Annotated in this window: 21 protein-coding genes; 16 read left to right on the plus strand and 5 right to left on the minus strand. The window is 72.9% G+C overall.

The features are described from left to right. The first annotated feature begins 30 nt into the window (after positions 1–30). From ABD774_RS13445 to ABD774_RS13475, 7 genes are all read left to right on the plus strand, one after another. On the plus strand, positions 31–1158 hold the full coding sequence (locus tag ABD774_RS13445) for a serine/threonine protein kinase (RefSeq protein ID WP_345042073.1): 1128 nt from the start codon (positions 31–33) through the stop codon (positions 1156–1158). Positions 1159–1346: 188 nt separating this feature from the next. Then, positions 1347–2375, plus strand: a complete 1029-nt coding sequence (locus ABD774_RS13450) for a DMT family transporter (protein WP_345042076.1) — start codon at positions 1347–1349, stop codon at positions 2373–2375. Next, positions 2375–3154 carry a creatininase gene (locus ABD774_RS13455; RefSeq protein WP_345042256.1) on the plus strand — a complete coding sequence of 260 codons (780 nt, stop codon included), beginning with the start codon at positions 2375–2377 and terminating at the stop codon, positions 3152–3154. The genes ABD774_RS13450 and ABD774_RS13455 overlap by 1 nt, the downstream gene beginning before the upstream one ends. Positions 3155–3204: 50 nt before the next feature. Then, on the plus strand, positions 3205–4758 hold the full coding sequence (locus tag ABD774_RS13460; protein ID WP_345042078.1) for a purine-cytosine permease family protein: 1554 nt from the start codon (positions 3205–3207) through the stop codon (positions 4756–4758). A gap of 12 nt (positions 4759–4770) precedes the next feature. Beyond that, positions 4771–5700: an acetylglutamate kinase gene (gene argB / locus ABD774_RS13465; protein WP_345042080.1), complete on the plus strand. Its 930-nt coding sequence runs from the start codon at positions 4771–4773 to the stop codon at positions 5698–5700. Continuing rightward, positions 5697–6074: a hypothetical protein gene (locus ABD774_RS13470; RefSeq protein WP_345042082.1), complete on the plus strand. Its 378-nt coding sequence runs from the start codon at positions 5697–5699 to the stop codon at positions 6072–6074. Before argB ends, ABD774_RS13470 begins: the two co-directional genes overlap by 4 nt. Beyond that, positions 6071–6658: a TetR/AcrR family transcriptional regulator gene (locus ABD774_RS13475; protein WP_345042085.1), complete on the plus strand. Its 588-nt coding sequence runs from the start codon at positions 6071–6073 to the stop codon at positions 6656–6658. The genes ABD774_RS13470 and ABD774_RS13475 overlap by 4 nt, the downstream gene beginning before the upstream one ends. Before the next feature lie 31 nt (positions 6659–6689). Here ABD774_RS13475 and ABD774_RS13480 read toward each other — a convergent pair whose 3' ends face one another. After that, positions 6690–7754: a metallophosphoesterase family protein gene (locus tag ABD774_RS13480; RefSeq protein WP_345042087.1), complete on the minus strand. Its 1065-nt coding sequence runs from the start codon at positions 7752–7754 to the stop codon at positions 6690–6692. Between the two features lie 154 nt (positions 7755–7908). Here ABD774_RS13480 and ABD774_RS13485 point away from each other — a divergent pair, with 154 nt between their 5' ends. Then, the gene (locus ABD774_RS13485; protein WP_345042089.1) at positions 7909–8577 is read left to right on the plus strand and encodes a class I SAM-dependent methyltransferase; all 669 of its coding nucleotides are present in this window, start codon (positions 7909–7911) and stop codon (positions 8575–8577) included. Here ABD774_RS13485 and ABD774_RS13490 read toward each other — a convergent pair. After that, a complete protein-coding gene (locus tag ABD774_RS13490; protein ID WP_345042092.1) occupies positions 8549–9319 on the minus strand; it encodes a DUF554 domain-containing protein in 771 nt (256 codons plus the stop codon). The two genes, ABD774_RS13485 and ABD774_RS13490, sit on opposite strands and share 29 nt — an antisense overlap. A gap of 129 nt (positions 9320–9448) precedes the next feature. Between ABD774_RS13490 and ABD774_RS13495 the strand changes: the two genes are divergently transcribed. The 6 genes from ABD774_RS13495 (at position 9449) to ABD774_RS13520 (ending at position 14012) form a co-directional block, all read left to right on the plus strand. After that, a complete protein-coding gene (locus tag ABD774_RS13495; RefSeq protein WP_345042094.1) occupies positions 9449–9883 on the plus strand; it encodes an ATP-binding protein in 435 nt (144 codons plus the stop codon). A 13-nt stretch (positions 9884–9896) separates the two neighbouring features. Continuing rightward, positions 9897–11357 carry a wax ester/triacylglycerol synthase domain-containing protein gene (locus ABD774_RS13500; protein ID WP_345042096.1) on the plus strand — a complete coding sequence of 487 codons (1461 nt, stop codon included), beginning with the start codon at positions 9897–9899 and terminating at the stop codon, positions 11355–11357. Positions 11358–12028: 671 nt separating this feature from the next. Next, on the plus strand, positions 12029–12592 hold the full coding sequence (locus ABD774_RS13505) for a nuclease-related domain-containing protein (RefSeq protein WP_345042098.1): 564 nt from the start codon (positions 12029–12031) through the stop codon (positions 12590–12592). A gap of 91 nt (positions 12593–12683) precedes the next feature. Beyond that, complete coding sequence (locus tag ABD774_RS13510; RefSeq protein WP_345042101.1) at positions 12684–13115, plus strand: nitroreductase/quinone reductase family protein; 432 nt, start codon at positions 12684–12686, stop codon at positions 13113–13115. Continuing rightward, complete coding sequence (locus ABD774_RS13515) at positions 13112–13531, plus strand: helix-turn-helix domain-containing protein (protein ID WP_345042104.1); 420 nt, start codon at positions 13112–13114, stop codon at positions 13529–13531. Before ABD774_RS13510 ends, ABD774_RS13515 begins: the two co-directional genes overlap by 4 nt. A 55-nt stretch (positions 13532–13586) precedes the next feature. Further along, positions 13587–14012, plus strand: coding sequence for a VOC family protein (locus tag ABD774_RS13520; RefSeq protein WP_345042106.1), 426 nt, complete (start codon positions 13587–13589; stop codon positions 14010–14012). A gap of 95 nt (positions 14013–14107) precedes the next feature. Here the strand turns inward: ABD774_RS13520 and ABD774_RS13525 are convergent, their stop codons facing one another. Then, positions 14108–14770 carry a response regulator gene (locus ABD774_RS13525; protein ID WP_345042111.1) on the minus strand — a complete coding sequence of 221 codons (663 nt, stop codon included), beginning with the start codon at positions 14768–14770 and terminating at the stop codon, positions 14108–14110. Then, a complete protein-coding gene (locus ABD774_RS13530) occupies positions 14767–15873 on the minus strand; it encodes a sensor histidine kinase (RefSeq protein ID WP_345042114.1) in 1107 nt (368 codons plus the stop codon). Before ABD774_RS13530 ends, ABD774_RS13525 begins: the two co-directional genes overlap by 4 nt. 219 nt (positions 15874–16092) lie before the next feature. Here ABD774_RS13530 and ABD774_RS13535 point away from each other — a divergent pair, with 219 nt between their 5' ends. Next, the gene (locus ABD774_RS13535) at positions 16093–16470 is read left to right on the plus strand and encodes a DUF6223 family protein (protein ID WP_345042116.1); all 378 of its coding nucleotides are present in this window, start codon (positions 16093–16095) and stop codon (positions 16468–16470) included. A 56-nt stretch (positions 16471–16526) separates the two neighbouring features. On the opposite strand, the gene ABD774_RS13540 is transcribed toward ABD774_RS13535, so the two are convergent. Continuing rightward, entirely contained in the window at positions 16527–17207 is a 681-nt protein-coding gene (locus ABD774_RS13540; protein WP_345042118.1) for a TetR/AcrR family transcriptional regulator, read from the minus strand. 124 nt (positions 17208–17331) lie between these two features. Here ABD774_RS13540 and ABD774_RS13545 point away from each other — a divergent pair, with 124 nt between their 5' ends. After that, positions 17332–19857 carry an MMPL family transporter gene (locus ABD774_RS13545; RefSeq protein WP_345042121.1) on the plus strand — a complete coding sequence of 842 codons (2526 nt, stop codon included), beginning with the start codon at positions 17332–17334 and terminating at the stop codon, positions 19855–19857. Positions 19858–19867: the final 10 nt, after the last annotated feature.

The following is a 19867-nucleotide window of genomic DNA, read 5'->3' on the forward strand; positions in this document are numbered from 1 at the left end:
GCGCACCGCGAACGAGGAGTGAGTTCTGAGATGCCAAAGATCGTCAACTCGTGGAACGACTTCGACCCGCTGAAGCACGCGATCGTGGGCCGCGCCGACATGAGCGTCATCCCCCCGGAGGAGCCGGCCACCTCGGAGAAGGTGCCGGTGGACTCGGAGATGCGCGGGATGTGGGGCCCCCGCCCCACCGAGACCGTGGAGAAGGCCAACGCGCAGCTCGACAACTACGTCAAGGTGCTCGAGAAGCACGGCGTCAAGGTCGACCGGCCCACGCCGCTGCAGTGGAACCAGGAGATCAAGACCCCCGACTTCCGCACCGAGTCCGGCATGACGCAGATGCCGCCCCGCGACATCCTGCTCACCATCGGCAACGAGATCATCGCCTCGGCCAACTCGTTCCGCTGCCGGTACTTCGAGTACCTGGCCTACTGGCCGCTGATGAACGAGTACTTCGAGAACGACCCCGAGTTCAAGTGGACGCAGGCGCCCCGCCCGCGCCTGACCGACAAGTCCTACAAGCACAACTACTACGACGAGAAGATCTCGCTGGAGGAGCGCCTCGAGCGCACCGCCAACAAGGACTTCGTGACCACCGAGGTCGAGCCCATGTGGGACGCGGCGGACGTGATGCGGATGGGCAAGGACCTGTTCATCCAGCACGGCCTGACCACGAACCGCAAGGCGATGGAGTGGTTCAAGCGGTACTACCCCGACCTGCGGGTGCACTCCGTGAACTTCCCCGGTGACCCCTACCCGATCCACATCGACGCGACCTTCGTGCCGCTGCGGCCGGGCCTGATCATCAACAACCCGCACCGGCCGCTGCCGGTGGAGCAGCGGAAGATCTTCGAGGCCAACGACTGGCAGATCGTCGAGGCCGCCAAGCCGGCCCACGACAACCCGCCGCCGCTGTGCTACTCCTCCGTGTGGCTGTCGATGAACTGCCTCGTCCTCGACCACAAGACGGTCATCGTCGAGGAGTCCGAGGTCTACCAGGCGGAGCAGATGGACAAGCTCGGGATGAACGTCATCCCGGTGCCGTTCCGCGACGCGTACGCCTTCGGCGGCGGCCTGCACTGCGCCACCGCGGACGTCTACCGCGAGGGCTCGATGGAGGACTACTTCCCGAACCAGGTCGAGGACCCCACGCGCGTCTGACCCACCGGCCTGGTCGGCGCCGGGCGGAACCGCCCGCCCGGCCCCGACCAGCACCACCCACGTACCGCGGGGCCCGGCATGCCCCGACCCCGGGCCAGGGCCCGCAGGGGGGCCCACCGGCCCTGCACGCGGCCCACGGGCCCCGCGGTACGTCCTCCCCGTTGTCTCGTGATTCCCAAGGAGTCCCGATGGATCCCGTTCGAAAGCTCAAGCTCCGCGGCTTCGGCTTCATGTTCCTGTCGTCCTCGCTCATGGGCGGCATCGGCGCCTTCGCCCGCTACATCGAGGCCCCGGGCGAGTTCATCTCGTTCTGCCGCAACGCGGCCGGGCTCATCGGGATGACGCTGATCTTCCTGATCGGCCGGCGCTTCGTCCACGTGAAGAACACCAGGATCACGCCCGGGATCGTCTTCTCCGGCGTCTTCCTGGGGCTGCTCTCGGCGCTGTACGTGATCTCCACCCAGATGACCACCCTGGCCAACGCCTCGTTCCTGATTTACACCGGTCCCGTGTACTCCACCGTGCTGGCGTCGGTCTTCCTCAAGGAGCCCTTCAAGAAGTCGATGTTCGGCTCCCTCGGCGCCGTGATCCTCGGCATGCTGATCATCATCGGCATCATCACCTACAGCCCGGGCGACGGGCTCGGGCTCACCATCTCGCTCGACCCCCAGTACATGACCGGCAACCTCATCGCCCTGGGCTCCGGCGTCGCCTACGGCCTCTACCTCTTCGTCAGCCGCTACCGCACGGACGTGGACTCCAACACCCGGTCCTGGTTCAACTTCACCTTCGCCACGATCACGATCGGCGTCATCCTGGTCTTCAGCCGCCCCGACCTGTCGGAGATGACGGCGCGCGGCTGGGTGATCCTCGCGATCGCCGCCACCATCACCGGGTTCGGCGCGTTCTACTTCATGACGCTGGCGACGAAGATCCTCTTCGCCGGCGAGCTCGCCACGATCGCCTACCAGGAGACCATCATGGCCTCCATCCTGGGCTGGATCCTCTTCTCGGAGGCGATGACGCTCTGGCAGGGGCTGGGCGGCCTGCTGATCGTGGCCGGCGGCGTCAGCCAGATCTTCATCTCGACGCGGCGGACCCCGGACGTCGTCGAGGCATTCACCCAGGGAGGCGTCACCGGCGGGCGGCGCAGCAGGCGCAGGAAGCTCTCGCCGGCGGGCGGGCGCACCAAGGAGAACGTAGGAGCTGAGCTGTGATGACCGAACCCGGCACCGTCTACATGGAGGAGCTGGACGCCTTCACCTACCGCGAGCGGGTCGCGCAGGGCGCGCCGATCCTGATCCCGGTCGGGTCCATCGAGCAGCACGGGCCGCACATGCCCATGAACGTCGACGTCCTCCTCTCGCGGGCGATGGCCGGAGCCGTCGCCGGGCAGACGGCCTCGCTCGTGGCCGCGCCGATCGTCTACGGCTACAAGTCCCAGCAGCGCTCCGGCGGCGGCAACCACCTGACCGGCACCACGAGCATGGACGCCGCGACGGTCATCTCCATCGCCAAGCGCCTGGTGCTCGAGCTCGCCCGTCACGGCGTGCGGAAGGTGGCCTTCGTCAACGGCCACTACGAGAACTACCAGTTCCTCTACGAGGGGGTCGACCTCGCGGTGCGCGAGCTCCACCTCGAGGGGGTGCGCGACATCAAGGTGATGCTGCTGTCCTACTGGGACTTCGTCGACGACGCGACCATCGCCGAGCTCTACCCGAACGGGTTCCCCGGCTGGGACCTGGAGCACGGGGGTGTCCTGGAGACCTCCCTCATGCTCCTGCTCCACCCCGACAGGGTGGACATGAGCCGGGTGGCCGACATCCCGCCCGCCGTGCTGCCCAGCTACGACGTCCTGCCCGCCGTCCCCGAGGTCACGCCGTCGTCCGGCTGCCTCTCCTCCGGCGCCGACGCCACCGCGGAGAAGGGGCAGATCCTCCTCGACCGCGCCGCCGCCGGGATGGTCGCGGCCGTGCGGCACGAGTTCGGGATGTGAGGACCGTGCTCCGACACGCGCGTGGCGCTCCCTGCGCCGGCGAGGCCGAGGTGGGTGACGTACGCGGCGACGTGGAGGAGACCCTGCAGCCCATCCCGGACGAGCGGCGCACGACGAAGGTCGGCGGCCAGTTCTGGATCTGGGCCGGCGCGAACATCGCCCCGATCAACTGGGTGCTCGGCGCCCTGGGGATCAACATGGGGCTGGGGCTGTGGGACACCTTCGCCGTCCTGGCGGTCGGGAACGTCCTGGGCATGGTGGTCTTCGGCTTCTTCGTCCTCCTCGGTCAGCGCAGCGGCGTCACCGGCATGGTGCTCGGGCGCGGCGTGTTCGGCCGCCGCGGGAACTACCTGCCGGCGCTGATCCAGTGCACGGTGGTGATCGGCTGGTGCGCGGTCAACACCTGGATCGTGCTGGACCTGGTCATGGCACTCTTCGGGAAGATCGGCCTGGTCGACCCGACGCTGACGAACTACGGCTGGAAGTTCGCCGTCGCCGCGGCCGTGATGTGCCTGCAGGTGACCATCGCCCTCTTCGGCTACCGGGCGATCTCCACGTTCGAGAGGTGGACCGTCCCGCCGACGATCGCCATCCTCGTCGCGATGTCGATCGCCGCGTGGTTCTTCATGGACATCGACTGGTCCTACGCCGGCCCGCCCACCGGTGCGCTGACCGGCTGGGACCGGATCGTCGCGATGTCCGGCGTGATGACCGCCATCGGCGTCGGCTGGGGCCTGACGTGGCTGGGGTACGCCTCCGACTACTCCCGCTTCGTCAGCACCGCCGTGCCCCGGAGAAAGCTCTACCTCGCCAGCGCAGGGGGCCAGATCCTGCCCGTCCTGTGGCTCGGCCTGCTGGGCGCCACGCTCGCCACCACGAACGGGTCGGTGGATCCCGGCCAGCTCATCGTCGACAACTTCGGCGCGATGGCCATCCCGGTCCTGCTGCTGGTGCTGCACGGGCCGATCGCGACGAACATCCTGAACATCTACACCTTCACCGTGACCCTCCAGAGCCTCGACGTGCGCCTCGGCCGGCGCGCGATCAACATCGGGGTCGGCGTGGCGGCCATGGGCGCGGTCACGGCGTTCGTCTTCTCCGACGACATGGCGAGGTCGCTCGACGCCTGGCTGTCCGCCTGCGTGGGCTGGACCGCCACCTGGGGGGCGATCGTCGGCGTGCGCTACTTCGTGCTGGACCGCAGCTCCACCGACTTCAGCCACCACTTCGACCCGGTGGGGACGTCCCGGCTGCGCGACGTCGACTGGCGTGCGCTCGCGGCCTTCGGGACCGGGCTGGTGTCCGCCTGGCTGTTCATGCACGGGATGGTCCCGGTGCTGCAAGGGCCGGTTTCCGACGCCCTGCACGGGCTGGACCTGTCCTGGCTCGCCGCCGGGCTGAGCTCGGGCACCGTCTACTACCTGCTGACCCGGAAGGACCCCGCTCTCCGCGCGTCGGTCGCCGTCGCGGCCGGGCCCGCCCCGACGACGACGCCCGCCTCGACGACGGCGCCCGCCTCGACGACGGCGCCCGCCCCGACGCCGTCGCGTGCCGCGTCGTCCCGCCGCCCGCGCAAACTCATCCTCGGCCACCGAGCCGTCTGAAGGGTGCCATCCATGAGCATCGCCCACATCGAGCGGACGCAGTTCAGCACGGAGCGCGACCTGCGCCCGGACCAGAAGGCCGAGGTCCTCATCCAGGCCCTGCCGTGGCTCGAGCGCTTCGCCGGCGGCCGGGTGGTCATCAAGTACGGCGGCCACGCCATGGTCGACCCGGCGCTCCAGCGGGCCTTCGCCCAGGACGTGCTGTTCCTGCACCGCGTCGGGCTCAGGCCCGTCGTCGTCCACGGCGGGGGGCCGCAGATCTCCCGCATGCTCGACCGGCTCGGCATCGCCACGGAGTTCCGCGGCGGCCTGCGGGTCACCACGCCTGAGGTCATGGACGTCGTCCGCATGGTCCTGACCGGCCAGGTCCAGCGCGACCTCGTCGGCCTGCTCAACGCCCAGGTCGCGCACGCCGTCGGCATCTCGGGCGAGGACGGCGGGCTCTTCCGCGCGCGGCGCCGGCGGGCGCTGGTCGACGGCGAGGAGGTCGACGTCGGCATGGTCGGTGACGTCGTCGCCGTCAACCCCCAGGCCGTGGAGGACCTGCTCGCGGCGGACCGCATCCCGGTGATCTCCACCGTCGCGCCGGACATCGGCGATCCCGAGCACGTCCTGAACGTCAACGCCGACACCGCGGCCGCGGCCCTCGCCGTCGCGCTGGGCGCCCGCAAGCTCGTGGTGCTCACGGACGTGGAGGGCCTGTACTCCCGGTGGCCCGACCGCTCCTCGATCCTGCGCCGGGTCTCGGTGTCCGAGCTGGCGGAGATCCTCCCGGGGCTGCAGTCCGGGATGGCCCCGAAGATGGAGGCGTGCCTGCACGCGGTCCGCGCCGGCGTGCCCCAGGCCCACGTCATCGACGGCCGGCTCGAGCACTCCATGCTGCTGGAGATCTTCACCGACGACGACATGGGCACGATGGTGCTGCCGGACGGTGCCCTGTGAGCAGCGCGACGCAGGAGAGGACCGTCCCGGTCGCGGCGCCGGTCCTCGTCGACGCCGGGGAGCCGCCGCTCGGGCGCGTCCTGCACGGACTCGTCCGGCGGATCGTCACGGCGGAGGACCTGGTGGTCCTGACGACCGCGCCGGGTGGCGCGCCGGCGGTCGCGGCGGCGATCGAGCGTGCTCGCATCGCCCCGATCCTCGCTACCGTTGCCGGGAACGCGACGGTCCTGACCAGGACCCGTTCGACCATCGCGGCCGGGGTCGTCGCCAGGTATCTGACGGCGGTCGCCGGCGTCGGTGGCGTCCGCCCCGGCGCGGCGGGGCACAGAGCAGAGACGGGGACGCCCGACGCCCCCGCGGAGGAGACGAGATGACGACCGTGGGCCGTCCGGCACCCGCCGCCCGCCCGAGCACCACGGGCAGGGGCGGGCGTCGCCGCGCCGAGATCGCCGAGGCGGCGGCGGCCATCCTGCGCGAGGAGGGGCCCGCCGGCGTCTCGCACCGCACGGTCGCGCGCCGGGTCGGCTGCTCTCTCTCGCTGACGACGTACTACTTCGAGAACCTCGACGAGCTCCTCGGCGAGGCGGGGCGCATCAACATCGGGCTGTGGGCCTCGCGCGCCGAGGCCGTGGCGGAGGCGGTCGAGGGGGCGCCCCCGCCGACGGGCCGGGACGAGATCACCGCGCTGATCCTGCGTGCCTGCCTGCCGGAGGGGGACGCGCTGCTCGGTCACTACCTGCAGCTGATCGCGTCCGCCGGCGCCGCGCCGGTGACGTCGGCCTACCGCACGGGCCGCGACCGGCTCAACGGCGCCGTGGCCCGGGTGCTGCGGCAGCTGGAGATCGACTGCCCGCCCGAGCTCGTCATCGCCGTCGTCGACGGCGCGGCGGTCACGGCCCTCAGCGAGGGCCGGGACGTGCGGAGGACCGCGGAGCGGCTCCTCCAGCACGTCCTCTAGCGTGACCCCAGCCCTCGAAGGGCACCCGACCTCAGCCCTCGAAGGGCACCCGCTCCCAGCTGAGCACGTCCGCGGTCTCCGACGCGTTCGGAGCCACGGAGACCCGGAGGTAGTTGTCGGCGGCGGCGGAACCGTCGACGGTGACCCGCTCGAGCGCGGGCGCCGTGACGCCGTAGACCTCTGCCCACGGCGAGTCCGCGGCCAGCGGCGCGTCCTCGTTGAAGACGTGGCTGTCGCCGTTCACGAGGTAGACCTCGCCGTCGAACGCGTTCGTCCGCTCGGCGACGGCCTCGACGATGTCCTGGAAGCCGGACACGGTGGCGGCATCCTCCTGCGCGGCCGCGAGCTGGGACGGGTCGAACATGTCGGCCTGCATGACGAGGACGACGGCGCGGCTGTTCCGGCGCTCCGCCGTCTCGAAGGTCTCCTCGATCTGCGCGACGGCGGCGTCGGTGCGGTGCTCGACGTCGGCGAGCTGCTCCGCCGTCGGCTCGGCAAGGCCGAGGCCCGTCCAGGGCGCGCGGCCGTTGTTCGAGCCCTGGACGTTCAGGACCGAGAACTCGACCCGGTTGCGGTGGAACGTGACGTTCTCGGGCAGCCCGATCTCCTCGCGGGCGTCCACCGGCATGGTCGCGCCCAGGGTCTTGCCGGGCACGGGGAAGAAGACCTCTCGCACGGCGTCGAGTCGCTCGAGGGGGTCGTACGCGCCGTTGTTCTGCCGGTGGCAGTCGGTCCACTCGTTGTCGCCCGGCGTGAAGACGAACGGGAGGGTGAAGGCGTCGAAGTGCGCCCGGATCATCGCGAAGTACTCGTCCGAGCACTCCGAGGAGCCGTTCTTGATGTCACCGACGTGGGTGACGAAGTCCAGGCTCTCGTCGGCGTTGAGCTGGGCGACCTGGCCGGGGAAGGCCTCGATCGCGGCGGCGCCGTAGGGCACGTCGCCGATCACGGCGAAGCTGAAGGCGTCGCGCTGGGCCGCGGCGGTCGCGGAGTCGTCGGCTCCCGGTGCGGACGCCGCCGCGGCCGCAGGCGCGACGGCGAGTCCGGGGGCGAGCAGCCCGGAGGCGAGAAGGGCGGTGGTGGCGTGGCGGCGCACGTGTGCTCCTGTCGGTCGGCGGAGACGGCCGGGATCGGCCCGTCGGCAGCGCGACCGTAGAGGGCGACGGCGTCCGGGACGGGACCTGTCGGTAAACACCCGGTGACGCGATGCCGCTGTCGTCGCCCCGCGGGCGGGGGTCATACTGGGCGGCATGGCGGGGTGCTGCGACCCGCGCGGCTACGAGGCCACCTTCACCGAGAGGTCCGCGCACCGTGCGGCGAGGCGTTACCGGCGGCGGGGCCTGGACCCGATGGCGGCGAAGGTCGTGCGGCGCTGCGTCTACCACGGCATCGAGGGGGCCACGGTCCTGGAGATCGGCGGCGGCGTCGGGGCGCTGCACCTCGAGCTGCTCCGCCGCGGTGCCGCCACCGCCACCAACCTGGAGCTGGTGGGGACCTACGAGCGCGACGCCGCCGAGCTGGCCGCCGAGACGGGCCTGACCGGCCGCGTGCACCGCCGGGTGCTCGACCTCGCCACCGACCCCGGGGGCGTCGAGCCGGCCGACGTCGTCGTGCTCAACCGCGTGGTGTGCTGCTACCCCGACCTCGGCGGTCTCCTCGGCGCCGCGGCCGGGCGCGCCCGGCAGCTGCTGGTGCTGACCTACCCGCGGTCCAACCCGTTCACCCGCGGGCTCATGGCGGTCGAGAACCGATTCACCGCGCTCCTCGGCCGGTCCTACCGGGCGTTCGTCCGTCCGCCCGCCGAGATCTTCGCCGTCCTGCGCGCCCACGGGCTGGAGCCGGCCGTGAGCGAGAACGGCGCGATCTGGTGCCTCACCGCCGCGACCCACGTCAGCGCAGCAGCACCACGAGCTGCGTGAGCACCGGCGCCACCAGCAGCGCGGGCAGCATGTCGGCCACCGGGACCTCCCGCACACGCAGCAGCCGCAGCCCGATGCCCACGAGCATCAGCCCGCCGGTCGCCGTCAGCGCGGCCACGTGCGCGTCCGGGATCACGGAGCCGAGCACCATCCCGACGACGGTCAGCGCCCCCTGGACCACCCCGACGGAGACGGCGGAGAGCAGCACGCCGACGCCGAAGGTGGAGGCGAACGCCAGCGCGGCGAAGCCGTCGAGCACGGCCTTGAGCGCCAGCTGGTCGATGCCGCGGCCCAGCCCGTCCGAGAGGCTGCCCAGCACGGCGAGCGGGCCGACGCAGAACAGCAGCGTGGCGGTGAGCCAGCCGTCGACGAACCGCTGCCGGGCCGCGTGCGCCTCGAGCCGGACGGCGCCGGGCCGCGTGGTCCAGGCGTGGACCCGGCCGGCCAGGCCCTCGAGGCGGTCCGCGAGCCGGAGCGCCGAGCCGGCCATGCCGCCGATCAGCAGCGCCCCGAGGACGATCAGGACGGGTGCTCCGGACCCCACCGCCGCGGCGAGCGCAGGGTCGGCCACGCTCATGGCGGACTGCGCGGCCAGGAGCAGGGTGACCAGCCCGAGGCAGTCGGTGACGACGTCGCGGACGCGGTCCGGCAGCCGGTGTCCCACCGCCATGCCGAGCACGGAGCCGACGGCGATGGCCGCGACGTTGATGAGCGTGCCCGTCCCGGGAACGGCGACGTCCACCCGCACTCCTCTCGTGTCCACGGTCGCGCGGTGGGCGACCCGGGTTCATGCAAGCGCGACGCCGGTCCGGTTGCCGCCCCGTCCCGCTGCCTGGACGATGAGGCGTCACCATTCGATCCAAGGAGCCCCGTGAACCCCGGACTGCCGACCGAGTCGTACCCGCCAGAGGCCTACGACGTCGTCGCTCACTGGCTCCTCGACCGCCCGGAACACCTCTCGTCGTTCCGCGCGGACCTGACCCAGGCCCTTCTCGACCAGGGCGCCACGTACTCCGGCGGCCTGACCGGCATCGCCGACCAGATGGTCCTCGTGGCCTCCGAGCTGGCGACGAACGCCATCACCCACGCCCTGCCGCCCACCCGGGTGCAGCTGCTCGTAGGCGACGAGGAGTTCGTGCTCGACGTCATCGACCACGCCCCGGACATGCCGCCGCTGATCGCCGAGGACCGTGAGCTCGGCGAGGGCGGTGCCGGCCTGAAGATCGCCCAGCGCATCGCGCTGGACGTCGCCTGGTACCCGGACGGCATGGCGAAGCACGTCTGGGCCCGTTTCCCCCGCCAGTAGCAGGGAGGGCGCCGTGGATGCGGCGGACCGGCTGACCGCGCTCGACGTCACCAACCTCGTCGTCGAGTCTCACGGGGCACCGATGCACGTGGCGGCGCTCGCCGTCCTCGACGGCGCCTCGCTGCTGGACCCGAGCACCGGCGAGCCGCGCGTGGGCGAGGTGCGCGCCCACGTGGGTGAGCGCCTGCCGCGTCGGCTGCGGCAGCGGCTCGTGGTGCCGCCGCGCGGGCGCGGTCGCCCGCACTGGGCGGCACCCTCCGCCGTCGACCTCTCCCGGCACGTCCGCACTCAGGAGGTGCAGGCACCGGCCGACGAGACCGCGCTGCTCGAGCTCTGCTGCCGTCTCAACGAACGGCCGCTGGACCGGCGCCACCCGCTGTGGGAGATGTGGCTGCTCACCGGGCTGGGGGAGGGGCGGGTCGGCCTGCTGATCCGCCTGCACCACGTCATCGCCGACGGCGTCGCCGCCCTCGCGCTCCTCGGCTCCTTCCTCGACCCGGCGCCCGGGGGGTCGCCTGCGGAGGCTGAAGGGTCCCGGGCCACGACGCCGGAGGGCCGGGCGGGCGCGAAACCACGCAGCGACGACGGCGGAGCCGGGTCGCAGCCGCCCGCCGTGGCCGGCGCGGCCGAGCCCGGACGGCAGACCCCGGCCGGCCGGGGCGCCCTCGCTGCGTGGGTGGCGGCCGCCGTGGGCCTGGCCGCGGCCCGCGTCGCGCAGATCGCGGACCTGGTGCGGGCAGGACGGACGCCCGCCCTCTCGTTCAACCGCCCGGTCGGCGGCCGCACCCGGATCGTCCTTGCCCGGGCCGACCTGGGGCGGACGAAGGCGGTCGCCCACGCGCACGGCGGGAAGGTCAACGACGTCGTGCTCGCCGCCGTCGGGGGCGGCGCCCGGCGCCTGCTCGCCGAGCGCGGGGAGCTCACGGACGATCTGACGCTGCGGGTGTCGGTGATCGCCTCGCTGCGCGGCGCGAGGACGGGCGTGACGGCCGGCGCGACGGCCGGCCCGACTCCCGTTGCCGGGGCCGCAGCTCCGCCGTCCCCGGCGGAAACCGCTGGCGGAAATCGCACCGGCGTGCGCGTGATCCCGCTGCCCGTGAGCGAGCCCGACCCCGTCCGCCGCCTCGAGCGGATCGTGGCGGCCACCGCGGCGCAGCGGTCGCGGCCGCCGATGCAGCCCGGCGGGAGGCTGCTGCGGCACGGCATGGTCGCGGTGATGCGCCGGCAACGGATGGTCAACCTGCTCCTCACCAACCTCCCCGGGCCGCCCGAGCCGCTGATCTTCGCCGGGGCGCCGGTGCTCGAGATGTTTCAGCTCGGGCAGAACCAGGGGAACCTGGGCATCTCCGTCGGGGTGCTGTCGTACGCCGGGACGCTGGGCATCGACGTCGTCGCCGACGCCGAGCTCGTGCCCGACGTCGAGACCTTCGCCGCCGGGCTGACCGACACGCTCGAGGCGCTCGGAGCGATGTAGGCGCTCACACACCTGTGGCCCCGGATCGCATCAGAAGGTAAAACGCCTCCATTCTCCGGACGGCAAAGGCACTGCATTGGGAGCATTCGCTTATGAAAGTGCCTCCGTCCGTAAGTGTGGGACTCGACCGGGGATCCGACTGGTCGCGTGCAGTCACGGTCCGACACCACCGGACGTCAATCGGGGACCGTCTCGACGTCCTCTCCGCGGACGGCAGCGTGATCGGGTGGTATTTCCTGACGACCAACACGGCTCACGCCGCGGCGCCAGAGTTCCTGCCCAGCGTGCTGGTCGCGACGGCCGAGTGGCTTCGTCGGCCTCCGGCGACGGGCAGGCACGCCCGGCGGGACGAACCCTACGCACCGGCTGTCGCGCCGGGCGTGAACGCCCCCGCCCCCGCCGTGCGACCGTCGTCGGGCTCCACGGGGTTGTACGGAGGACTGCGGTCCGGAGCTGGCCTGCCGGGAAGCCGGATCATCTCCGGGCCGTCGTCGGCGGTTCCTCCGCCGCTGGTGCCGGGGGCGCCCGCCCGCGCGCTTCGCGGTCGGCGCACGTCCGTGCCTGCACAGGCGCCTCGCCCGCCAGAGCCGCCGCCACCGCCGCTGCCTCCCGGAGCGGACGATCTCGTCGACCGCGTACCGGGGCTGAAGCTGCTGGAGAAAGCCGATGCCTTGCGACGGGAGGCTCCGAGGCGGCGCCTCTTCGCGGCCCGCGCCAGCCAGAACGACGACGGAGGCTCGTGGCGGGCCGGAGCCGCCGGAGAGGAGGCCGTCGCCCGTCGGCTCGGCATGCTGCGAGCCGTGGACTACCGGTGGGGCTACCTCAACTCCGTCCCGGTCGGTTCGCGCGAGGCCGACATCGACCACGTGGTCATGGGGCCCGGCGGCGTCTTCACGATCAACACCAAGCACCACCGCGGCGCGAGCCTCTGGGTGACCGGCGGCACGTTCCTGGTCAACGGTGCCAAGCAGCCGTACATCCGGGCCAGCAGGTTCGAGGGTGAGCGGGCCGCCCGGCTGCTGAGCCGCGCCTGCGGGTTCCAGGTGCCGGTGACGCCGCTCATCGTGCCGGTCGGGTGCCGCAAGCTGACGATCAGGGAGGACCCCGACGGCGTGTCAGTCGTCACCCCCGAGAAGCTGCCGATCTGGCTGGGAAAACACCCCGACGTCATCCCGCCCCAGCAGCTCCGGATCATCCTGGAGAGGGCGCGGATCTCGACGACCTGGACCCGTTAGCTGTACGCCGCGATCCGCCCGGCTGAGACAGCGGCATCGCGCCCGGGACCGTATCGTCGGGACGTGACCGGCGACGGACGAGGAGCGGCCCGTGCCTCGTGATCTCACGCTCAAGGCCATGAACGCCGTGCACCGGGCGTGGATCGCGGTCACCGGTGGGCGCAGCGGCTGGGACGCCGCCCGCATGCCGGTGCTGGAGCTGACCACGACGGGACGGCGGAGCGGCCGCCCGCACAGCGTGCTGCTGACGTCCCCAGCGCGGGTGGGTGAGGCGTTCGTCGTCGTCGCCTCGCGCGGCGGGGACGACCGCCCGCCGGCGTGGCTGCTCAACCTCCAGGCCAGGCCCGAGGTCCAGGTGCGGCTGCAGGGCGGCCCCGCCCGGGCGGCCGCGGCACGGGTGGCGACGCCGGCCGAGCGGGGGGCGCTGTGGCCGCAGGTCACCTCGGCCTACCCGGGCTACGCGCGGTACCAGGCTCGAACGAGCCGGGAGATCGCGCTGGTGCTGATCGAGCCGGCGTCGTGAGCCGGGAGTCGGAGCAGGCGAACCGCAGGCTGCTACGCGCCCGCGACGCCATGGACCGCTCCTACACGGAGCCGCTCGACATCCCGGCGCTCGCGCGCATAGCCCTGGTCTCGGAGGCGCACTTCATCCGCACGTTCAAGGAGACGTTCGGCGAGACCCCGCACCGCTACCTCCAGCGTCGCCGCGTGGAACGGGCGATGAACCTGCTCCGCGAGACGGACCGGTCCGTCACCGACATCTGCATGAGCGTCGGGTTCACCAGCCTGGGCACGTTCAGCCGCACCTTCCACGACATCGTGGGCCGGTCGCCCAGCGAGTTCCGTGCAGCACCGGCGCCGGCGGCCGTCCCGACGTGCTTCACCAAGCGGTGGGACAGACCGAGCAGTTTCGGAGAAGCCTCGCGTGGGCGGGGCTGAATAGCGTCGTGCCGTCGGCCGCCCGCACGGGGCGGCCCCGGACCGGGAGACGGTCATGATCTCGTCATTGCGCATCACCCAGATCTACGTGCTCGACCAGCAGGAGGCGCTCGACTTCTACGTCGGCACCCTCGGGCTCGAGGTCTCCGACGACCAGGACCTCGGCTTCATGCGCTGGCTCACCGTGGCGGTGCCCGGGAACCCCGACCGCAAGATCCTGCTCGAACGGCCAGGCCCGCCCTCGATGGACGAGCGCACCGCCGAGCAGGTCCGGGACCTGTTGACCAAGGGCGCCGCCGGCGGGCACCTCTTCTTCGTCTGCGACGACGCCCGGGCCGAGTACGACCGGCTCGTCGCCCGAGGTGTCGACATCACGGACGAACCGACCGTGCGGCCCTACGGGACCGACTTCGGGCTGCGGGACCCGTTCGGCAACCACATCCGCATCACCCAGCTCGCCGACGTCCCGGCCACAGCCTGATCCGCCCGGCACCGCGGGCACGCACCGCGACGAGTCCGACACCCTGTGGCTCGACGGGAAGGCGACGCGTCCCGCCGGCTGGTGAGCGGCTCAGGTCAGGACGTTCGCGGCGCGACGAGCCCGGACTCGTACGCGAGCACGACCAGCTGGGCCCGGTCGCGGGCGTGGAGCTTCGTCATGGCGCGGTTGACGTGGGTCTTGGCCGTCAGCGGGCTGATCACCATGCGCTCCGCGATCTGGTCGTTGGTCAGGCCGTGCGCGACCAGCGCGACCGCCTCGCGCTCGCGGTTGGTGAGCCCGTCCAGCTTCGTCCCGGCGACGGCGTCGATCGGCTGGGTGACGTAGCGGTCGATCAGCTTGCGGGTGATCGACGGGGCGAGCAGCGCGTCCCCCCGGGCGGCGACGCGCACCGCGTGGAGGAGGTAGTCGGGCTCGATGTCCTTGACGAGGAAGCCGGCCGCGCCGGCGCGCAGCGCGTTGAACACGTACTCGTCCAGGCCGTAGTTGGTCAGCACGACCACGTGCACGCCCGCGAGGGCGGGGTCGGCCGCGATCCGCCGGGTCGCCTCGATCCCGTCGACGACCGGCATCTGGATGTCGAGGAGGACGACGTCGGGCAGGTGCTCCCGGGCCAGCGCGAGCCCCTCGCCGCCGTCGGCGGCCTCGCCGACCACCTCGATGTCGTCCTCGATGTCGAGCAGCGCGCGGAACCCGCTGCGGATCAGCGGCTGGTCGTCCACCAGCAGGACGCGGATCACGCCCGTTCCACGGGCAGCTCGGCGTGGACGGTGAAGCCGCCCTGCCGGCGCGGCGCGGCCCGCAGGCGGCCACCGAGGGCGGCCACGCGCTCACGCATCCCGAGGAGCCCGACGCCGGGCACCAGCGGGGCGTCCGGCGCGGCCCTTCCGTCGTCGTCGACCCGGATGACCAGCGCGTCCGGCCGGTAGTCGATCCGGACCGACGCGCTGACGGCGTCGGCGTGCCGGGAGACGTTGGTCAGGGACTCCTGGACGATGCGGTACGCGGTCCGGTCCACCTCGGCCGGCACGTCGTCGGGGTCGCCCGCGATGGTCAGGGTCGCGTCCAGCCCGCTCGCCCGGGCGCGCCGCATCAGCTCGGGGACCTGGTCGAGCCCGAGCGCCGGTCCGCGCTCGTCGTCGCGCAGCGTCTCCAGGGTCGCCCGCAGCTCCCGGGCCGCCTCGCGCCCCGCCTCCTGGATCGCGAGCAGGGCGGGGGGCACCGGCTCGCCCTGCCGCCGGGCCACGTGCACGGCGGCGTCGGCCTGCACCTTGATCACCGAGATCTGGTGGGTGAGCGAGTCGTGCAGCTCACGCGCGATGTGCAGCCGCTCCTCGTCCGCGCGTCGCCGCGCCGCCTCCTCTCGGCTCCGCTCAGCCTCCTCGGCCCGGCGCTCGGCCTGCCGCAGGGCCTCGCCCGCCGCCCCGGCGGCGATCAGCCACGCGATCTCGAGGGCACCCCGGGACCGGGCGAGCGCCTCGCCGACGTCGTGGAGCGACACCAGCGCCGCGAGCGGCAGGGCGGCCAGCATGATCAGCGAACCCACGACGGCGACGGTGCGGTGGCCCGCGCGCACCGCGCCGTAGACGGCGAACAGGTAGGCGACCACGGGCACGTCGAGGCCGGTGAGCTGATGCCCCAGTGCGCACACGCCCGTCGCGGCCAGGACGGCGACGGGGGCGCGGCGGCGCGCGGCGAGCGCGAGGCCCCCGGCGACCAGCAGCGCGTGACCGAGCGGGTCGAGACTCGTCGACGGCTGCTCGGCCAGGCCGGCGACCAGCTGTGACGCCGCGACACCGACGGCGATGAGCCAGTCGGTCGCAGGGATCCGGCGCCGGACCATGCACGCACTGTAGCGCCGGCGACCGGTCGGGCGGCTCCGACCTCAGGATGATCCAGCCGCTGCTGCGCGTGCAGTACCTCCGGTCTCGCTACGACGCACGCGGCAGCCGCGCACGCCGAGCGCGGCAGCGCGAAGTCACGCCGTCCGGACGACGACCTGGGGCGACCGGGCGGAGAGGATCGTCGGTGTCCACGTCGTAGAGCGAAGAAGGAGCACGTCATGTTCGTCAGTCATCTGGCCGCCGCCGCGGAGGTCGGTGCCTACACCTTCACCACCGCGCGGTTCTGGGCCACCGCGGCGGCGCTGCTGGCGCTGGCCGCAACGGTCCTCGCCGCCCTGGCGCGGGCCCGCGCCGCGCGTGGCCGCGGTGAGGGCGGACGGCGCGCGGCCGTGGTGGCGCTGGTCGCGGGGCTGGGTGCGGCGGCCGGGGGAGCGGTGACCCTTCTCGTGGCCGACGGCGGGCCAGGGACCGGCAACGGCGTGGTTGCCGGCGGTGCGGCCGTCGTGCTCGGGCTGGCCGCCGTGGTCCTCGGCGGGCGCGTCCTCGCCCGCTCGCGCCGGGCCGACGCGCCCGCCCTGGCCGGGAACGGACGCTAGAGCCCGGGCGGGCCGGCAGACCTCGGCCCGACGGCGCCGGTCGGGCTGGGGGACGCTCAGCTCCGCGACGTCCAGCGCCGCGCCACGTCCTCCGCGTCCGCCTCGCCGAGCCGGTCGGGGAGAGGGGCGTCCGGGCCTGTGGCCCGGAGCCCGTCGGTGAAGATCCTCAGGTAGCGCCGGTAGGCCCGGGGGTTGGACGCCGTCGCGTGCATGGCGAGCTCCGTGATCATCAGGAACATCATCGTCAGGTCCTGCGGCGTGGCGTCGGGCCGCACGGAGCCCTCGCCCTTCGCCCGCTCCAGCAGCTCCTCGACGTGGCCGGCCACCCGCTCCGCCACGTCGCCGAAGTCCTCCGAGAGCTGGCCCGGCCCGAGCGCGACGTCACGCAGCCCGAGGTTCGCGGCGAGCAGGTCCGCCACGTGCCCGATCAGCAGCATCAGGCCGTCCCACGCCGGCTCGGCGGCGATCGCCTCGTCGGCGACCGCGAGGATCTGGGCGACCTCACCCTGCAGCGCCTCGCGGACGAGCGTGGCCCTGTCCGGGAAGCGCCGGTACACCGTGCCGACCCCGACGCCGGCGTGGCGGGCGATGTCGTTGAACCCCACACCGAGGCCGTGGGCGGCGAAGGCCTCACGCGCCGCGCGGATGACGCGCAGCCGGTTCTCCTCCGCGTCCCGGCGCAGCGGTCGGGCGCCGCCTGCCCCACTGCCGCCCGCCGTCGCCCTCTCACTCCTCATGTGACGAAGCATACGGACGCATGTGGATGCGCCCTATCCACTTACGCGGGTACCGTACGGAACCGGATAAACCGCATCCACTTCGACGACGGCGGACGCCGCGCGCGCATCCCGGGAGACCTCCATGGCAGAACTGCTCTACCGGCTCGGCAGGTTCGCCGCCCGCCGCGCCTGGCTCATCGTCTCGGCGTGGCTCGTGGTGCTGGTCGCCGCCGGGGCCGCGTTCGCCGCCTTCGGCGGCACGCTGAGCACCGCCATCACCATCCCCGGCACGCCGACGGCGGAGGTCACCGACAGGCTCCAGGCCGAGTTCCCCGACGCCGCGGGAGGCACGGGCACCGTCGTCCTCCACACCAGCGACGGCTCCGAGCTCACCGCCGCCCAGCGGGACGCGCTCACCGAGGTCTTCGCCGAGGTCTCCGACGTCGAGGGCGTCCGCTCCGTCGTCGACCCCTTCGCGGTCCAGACCCAGCTCGCCGGCCAGGAGGGGCAGATCACCGAGGGCCGCGAGCGGATCGCCGCCGGCCGGGAGCAGATCGCCGCGGGGGAGGAGCAGATCGGCGCCGCCCGCGCGGAGCTCGATGCCGGGCAGGCCGAGCTCGACGCCGCCCGTGCCCAGGCCGAGGCCGCCGGCCTCCTGGCCCAGGCGCAGCCTCGGCTCGACGCCCAGCAGGCCCAGCTCGACGCCGCCCGCACCGAGCTCGACACCCAGGCCGCCGCCCTGGAGGAGCAGAGCACGGAGCTCGAGGCCGGCAGCGCGGAGCTCGAGCTCGGCGCCGAGCAGCTCGCCCTGGCGAGCGGCATCCGCACCGTCTCCGACGACGGCTCCGCCGCCACCGTGACCGTGCAGTTCGCCGACCCGCTCTACGAGGTGCCCACCGAGACCAAGGAGGGCGTCGAGGCCGCCTTCGAGGACAACCCGGTCGACGGCGTCGAGGTGGACTACTCCGCCGAGATCACCCAGAGCATCGACAGCATCGCCGGCGCCGCCGAGATCATCGGCCTGGCGGTCGCCGTCGTCGTCCTCATCGTCATGCTCGGCTCGCTCGTGGCCGCGGGGCTGCCCATCCTCTCCGCCCTCATCGGCGTGGCCGTCGGCTCCCTCGGCGCGCTGGCGCTGTCCGGCACGGTCGAGATGATCAGCGTGACGCCGGTCCTCGGCCTCATGCTGGGCCTCGCCGTCGGCATCGACTACTCCCTGTTCATCCTCAACCGACACCGGCGCCAGCTGCGCGAGGGCCTGGAGCTGCACGAGTCCGTCGGGCTCGCCACCGGCACCTCCGGCAACGCCGTCGTCTTCGCCGGGCTGACCGTGCTCATCGCGCTGCTCGCCCTCAACGTCACCGGCATCGGGTTCCTGGGCCTCATGGGCACGGTCGCGGCGGCGTGCGTGGCGATCGCCGTCCTCGTCGCCGTCACCCTCATGCCGGCCCTGCTCGGGCTCCTCGGCGACCGCGTCCTGCCCCGCCGTCAGCGCCACCAGGCCGCCCGCACGCACGCGAGGCGGCCGGTGCGCGCGATGTCCACCGGCGCCGCGATCCTCTCGCTGGTCGCTGGGATCGCCGCGCTCGTCGTGATCGCCCTGCCCGCGCTCGACATGCGCCTCGGCCTGCCGGATGGCTCCTCCGAGCCGCAGGGCTCCACCCAGTACGAGGCGTACTCCGTCGTCGAGGAGAAGTTCGGCGCCGGCCAGAACGGGCCGCTGCTCGTCGTCGCCGAGCTCCCGGCCGGGACCGGGGAGGCTGAGGTGGCCGCGCTCCAGGTCGCCGTCGGGCAGGAGATCCTCGCCCTCGACGACGTCGAGGCGGTCGCGCCCGTGGGCACCTCCGAGGACGCGACGCTCGCCGCGTTCCAGGTGGTGCCCGCCGAGGGCCCGAGCAGCGAGTCCACCGAGGCGCTGGTCCACACGCTGCGCGATCTCAGCGTCGACGGCGAGCCCGACGTCGAGCTGGCCGTCGCCGGTGCGGCCAGCGGCAACATCGACATCTCCGAGAAGCTCTCCGACGCCCTGCCCGCCTACCTCGGCCTGGTCATCGGCCTCTCGTTGGTCATCCTCGTGCTGGTGTTCCGCTCGGTCCTCGTGCCGGTGATCGCCACGGGCGGGTTCATCCTCTCCGTGTTCGCGGCCTTCGGCGGCGTCACGGCCATCTACCAGTGGGGCTGGCTGGGGGAGATCTTCGGCGTCCACACGCCCGGGCCGGTGCTGAGCTTCCTGCCCACGATCCTCATCGGTGTGCTGTTCGGGCTCGCGATGGACTACCAGCTCTTCCTCGTCTCCGGGATGCGGGAGGCGTACGTGCACGGCACCCCGGCCCGCGAGGCCGTCATCGAGGGGCGCCGCGCCGGCCGCGCCGTGGTGACCGCGGCGGCGATCATCATGATCTCCGTGTTCGGCGGATTCATGTTCTCCCACCTCGCGATGATCCGGCCGATCGGCTTCGGCCTCGCCTTCGGCGTCCTCCTCGACGCCTTCGTCGTGCGCATGCTCATCGTGCCGGCGCTCATGCACCTGGCCGGCGACAAGGCCTGGTGGCTCCCGCGCTGGCTCGACCGCCTCCTGCCCGACGTCGACGTCGAGGGTGCCGCGCTGGAGCGGCGGCACCACCGGCACGACGCGGAGCCGGTACGCGAGGGGTCCGCCGTACGCTAGCCGGCCGCCC

This window comes from Georgenia daeguensis, from assembly GCF_039537705.1.
In the GTDB taxonomy this organism is placed as follows: Bacteria; Actinomycetota; Actinomycetes; order Actinomycetales; family Actinomycetaceae; genus Georgenia; species Georgenia daeguensis.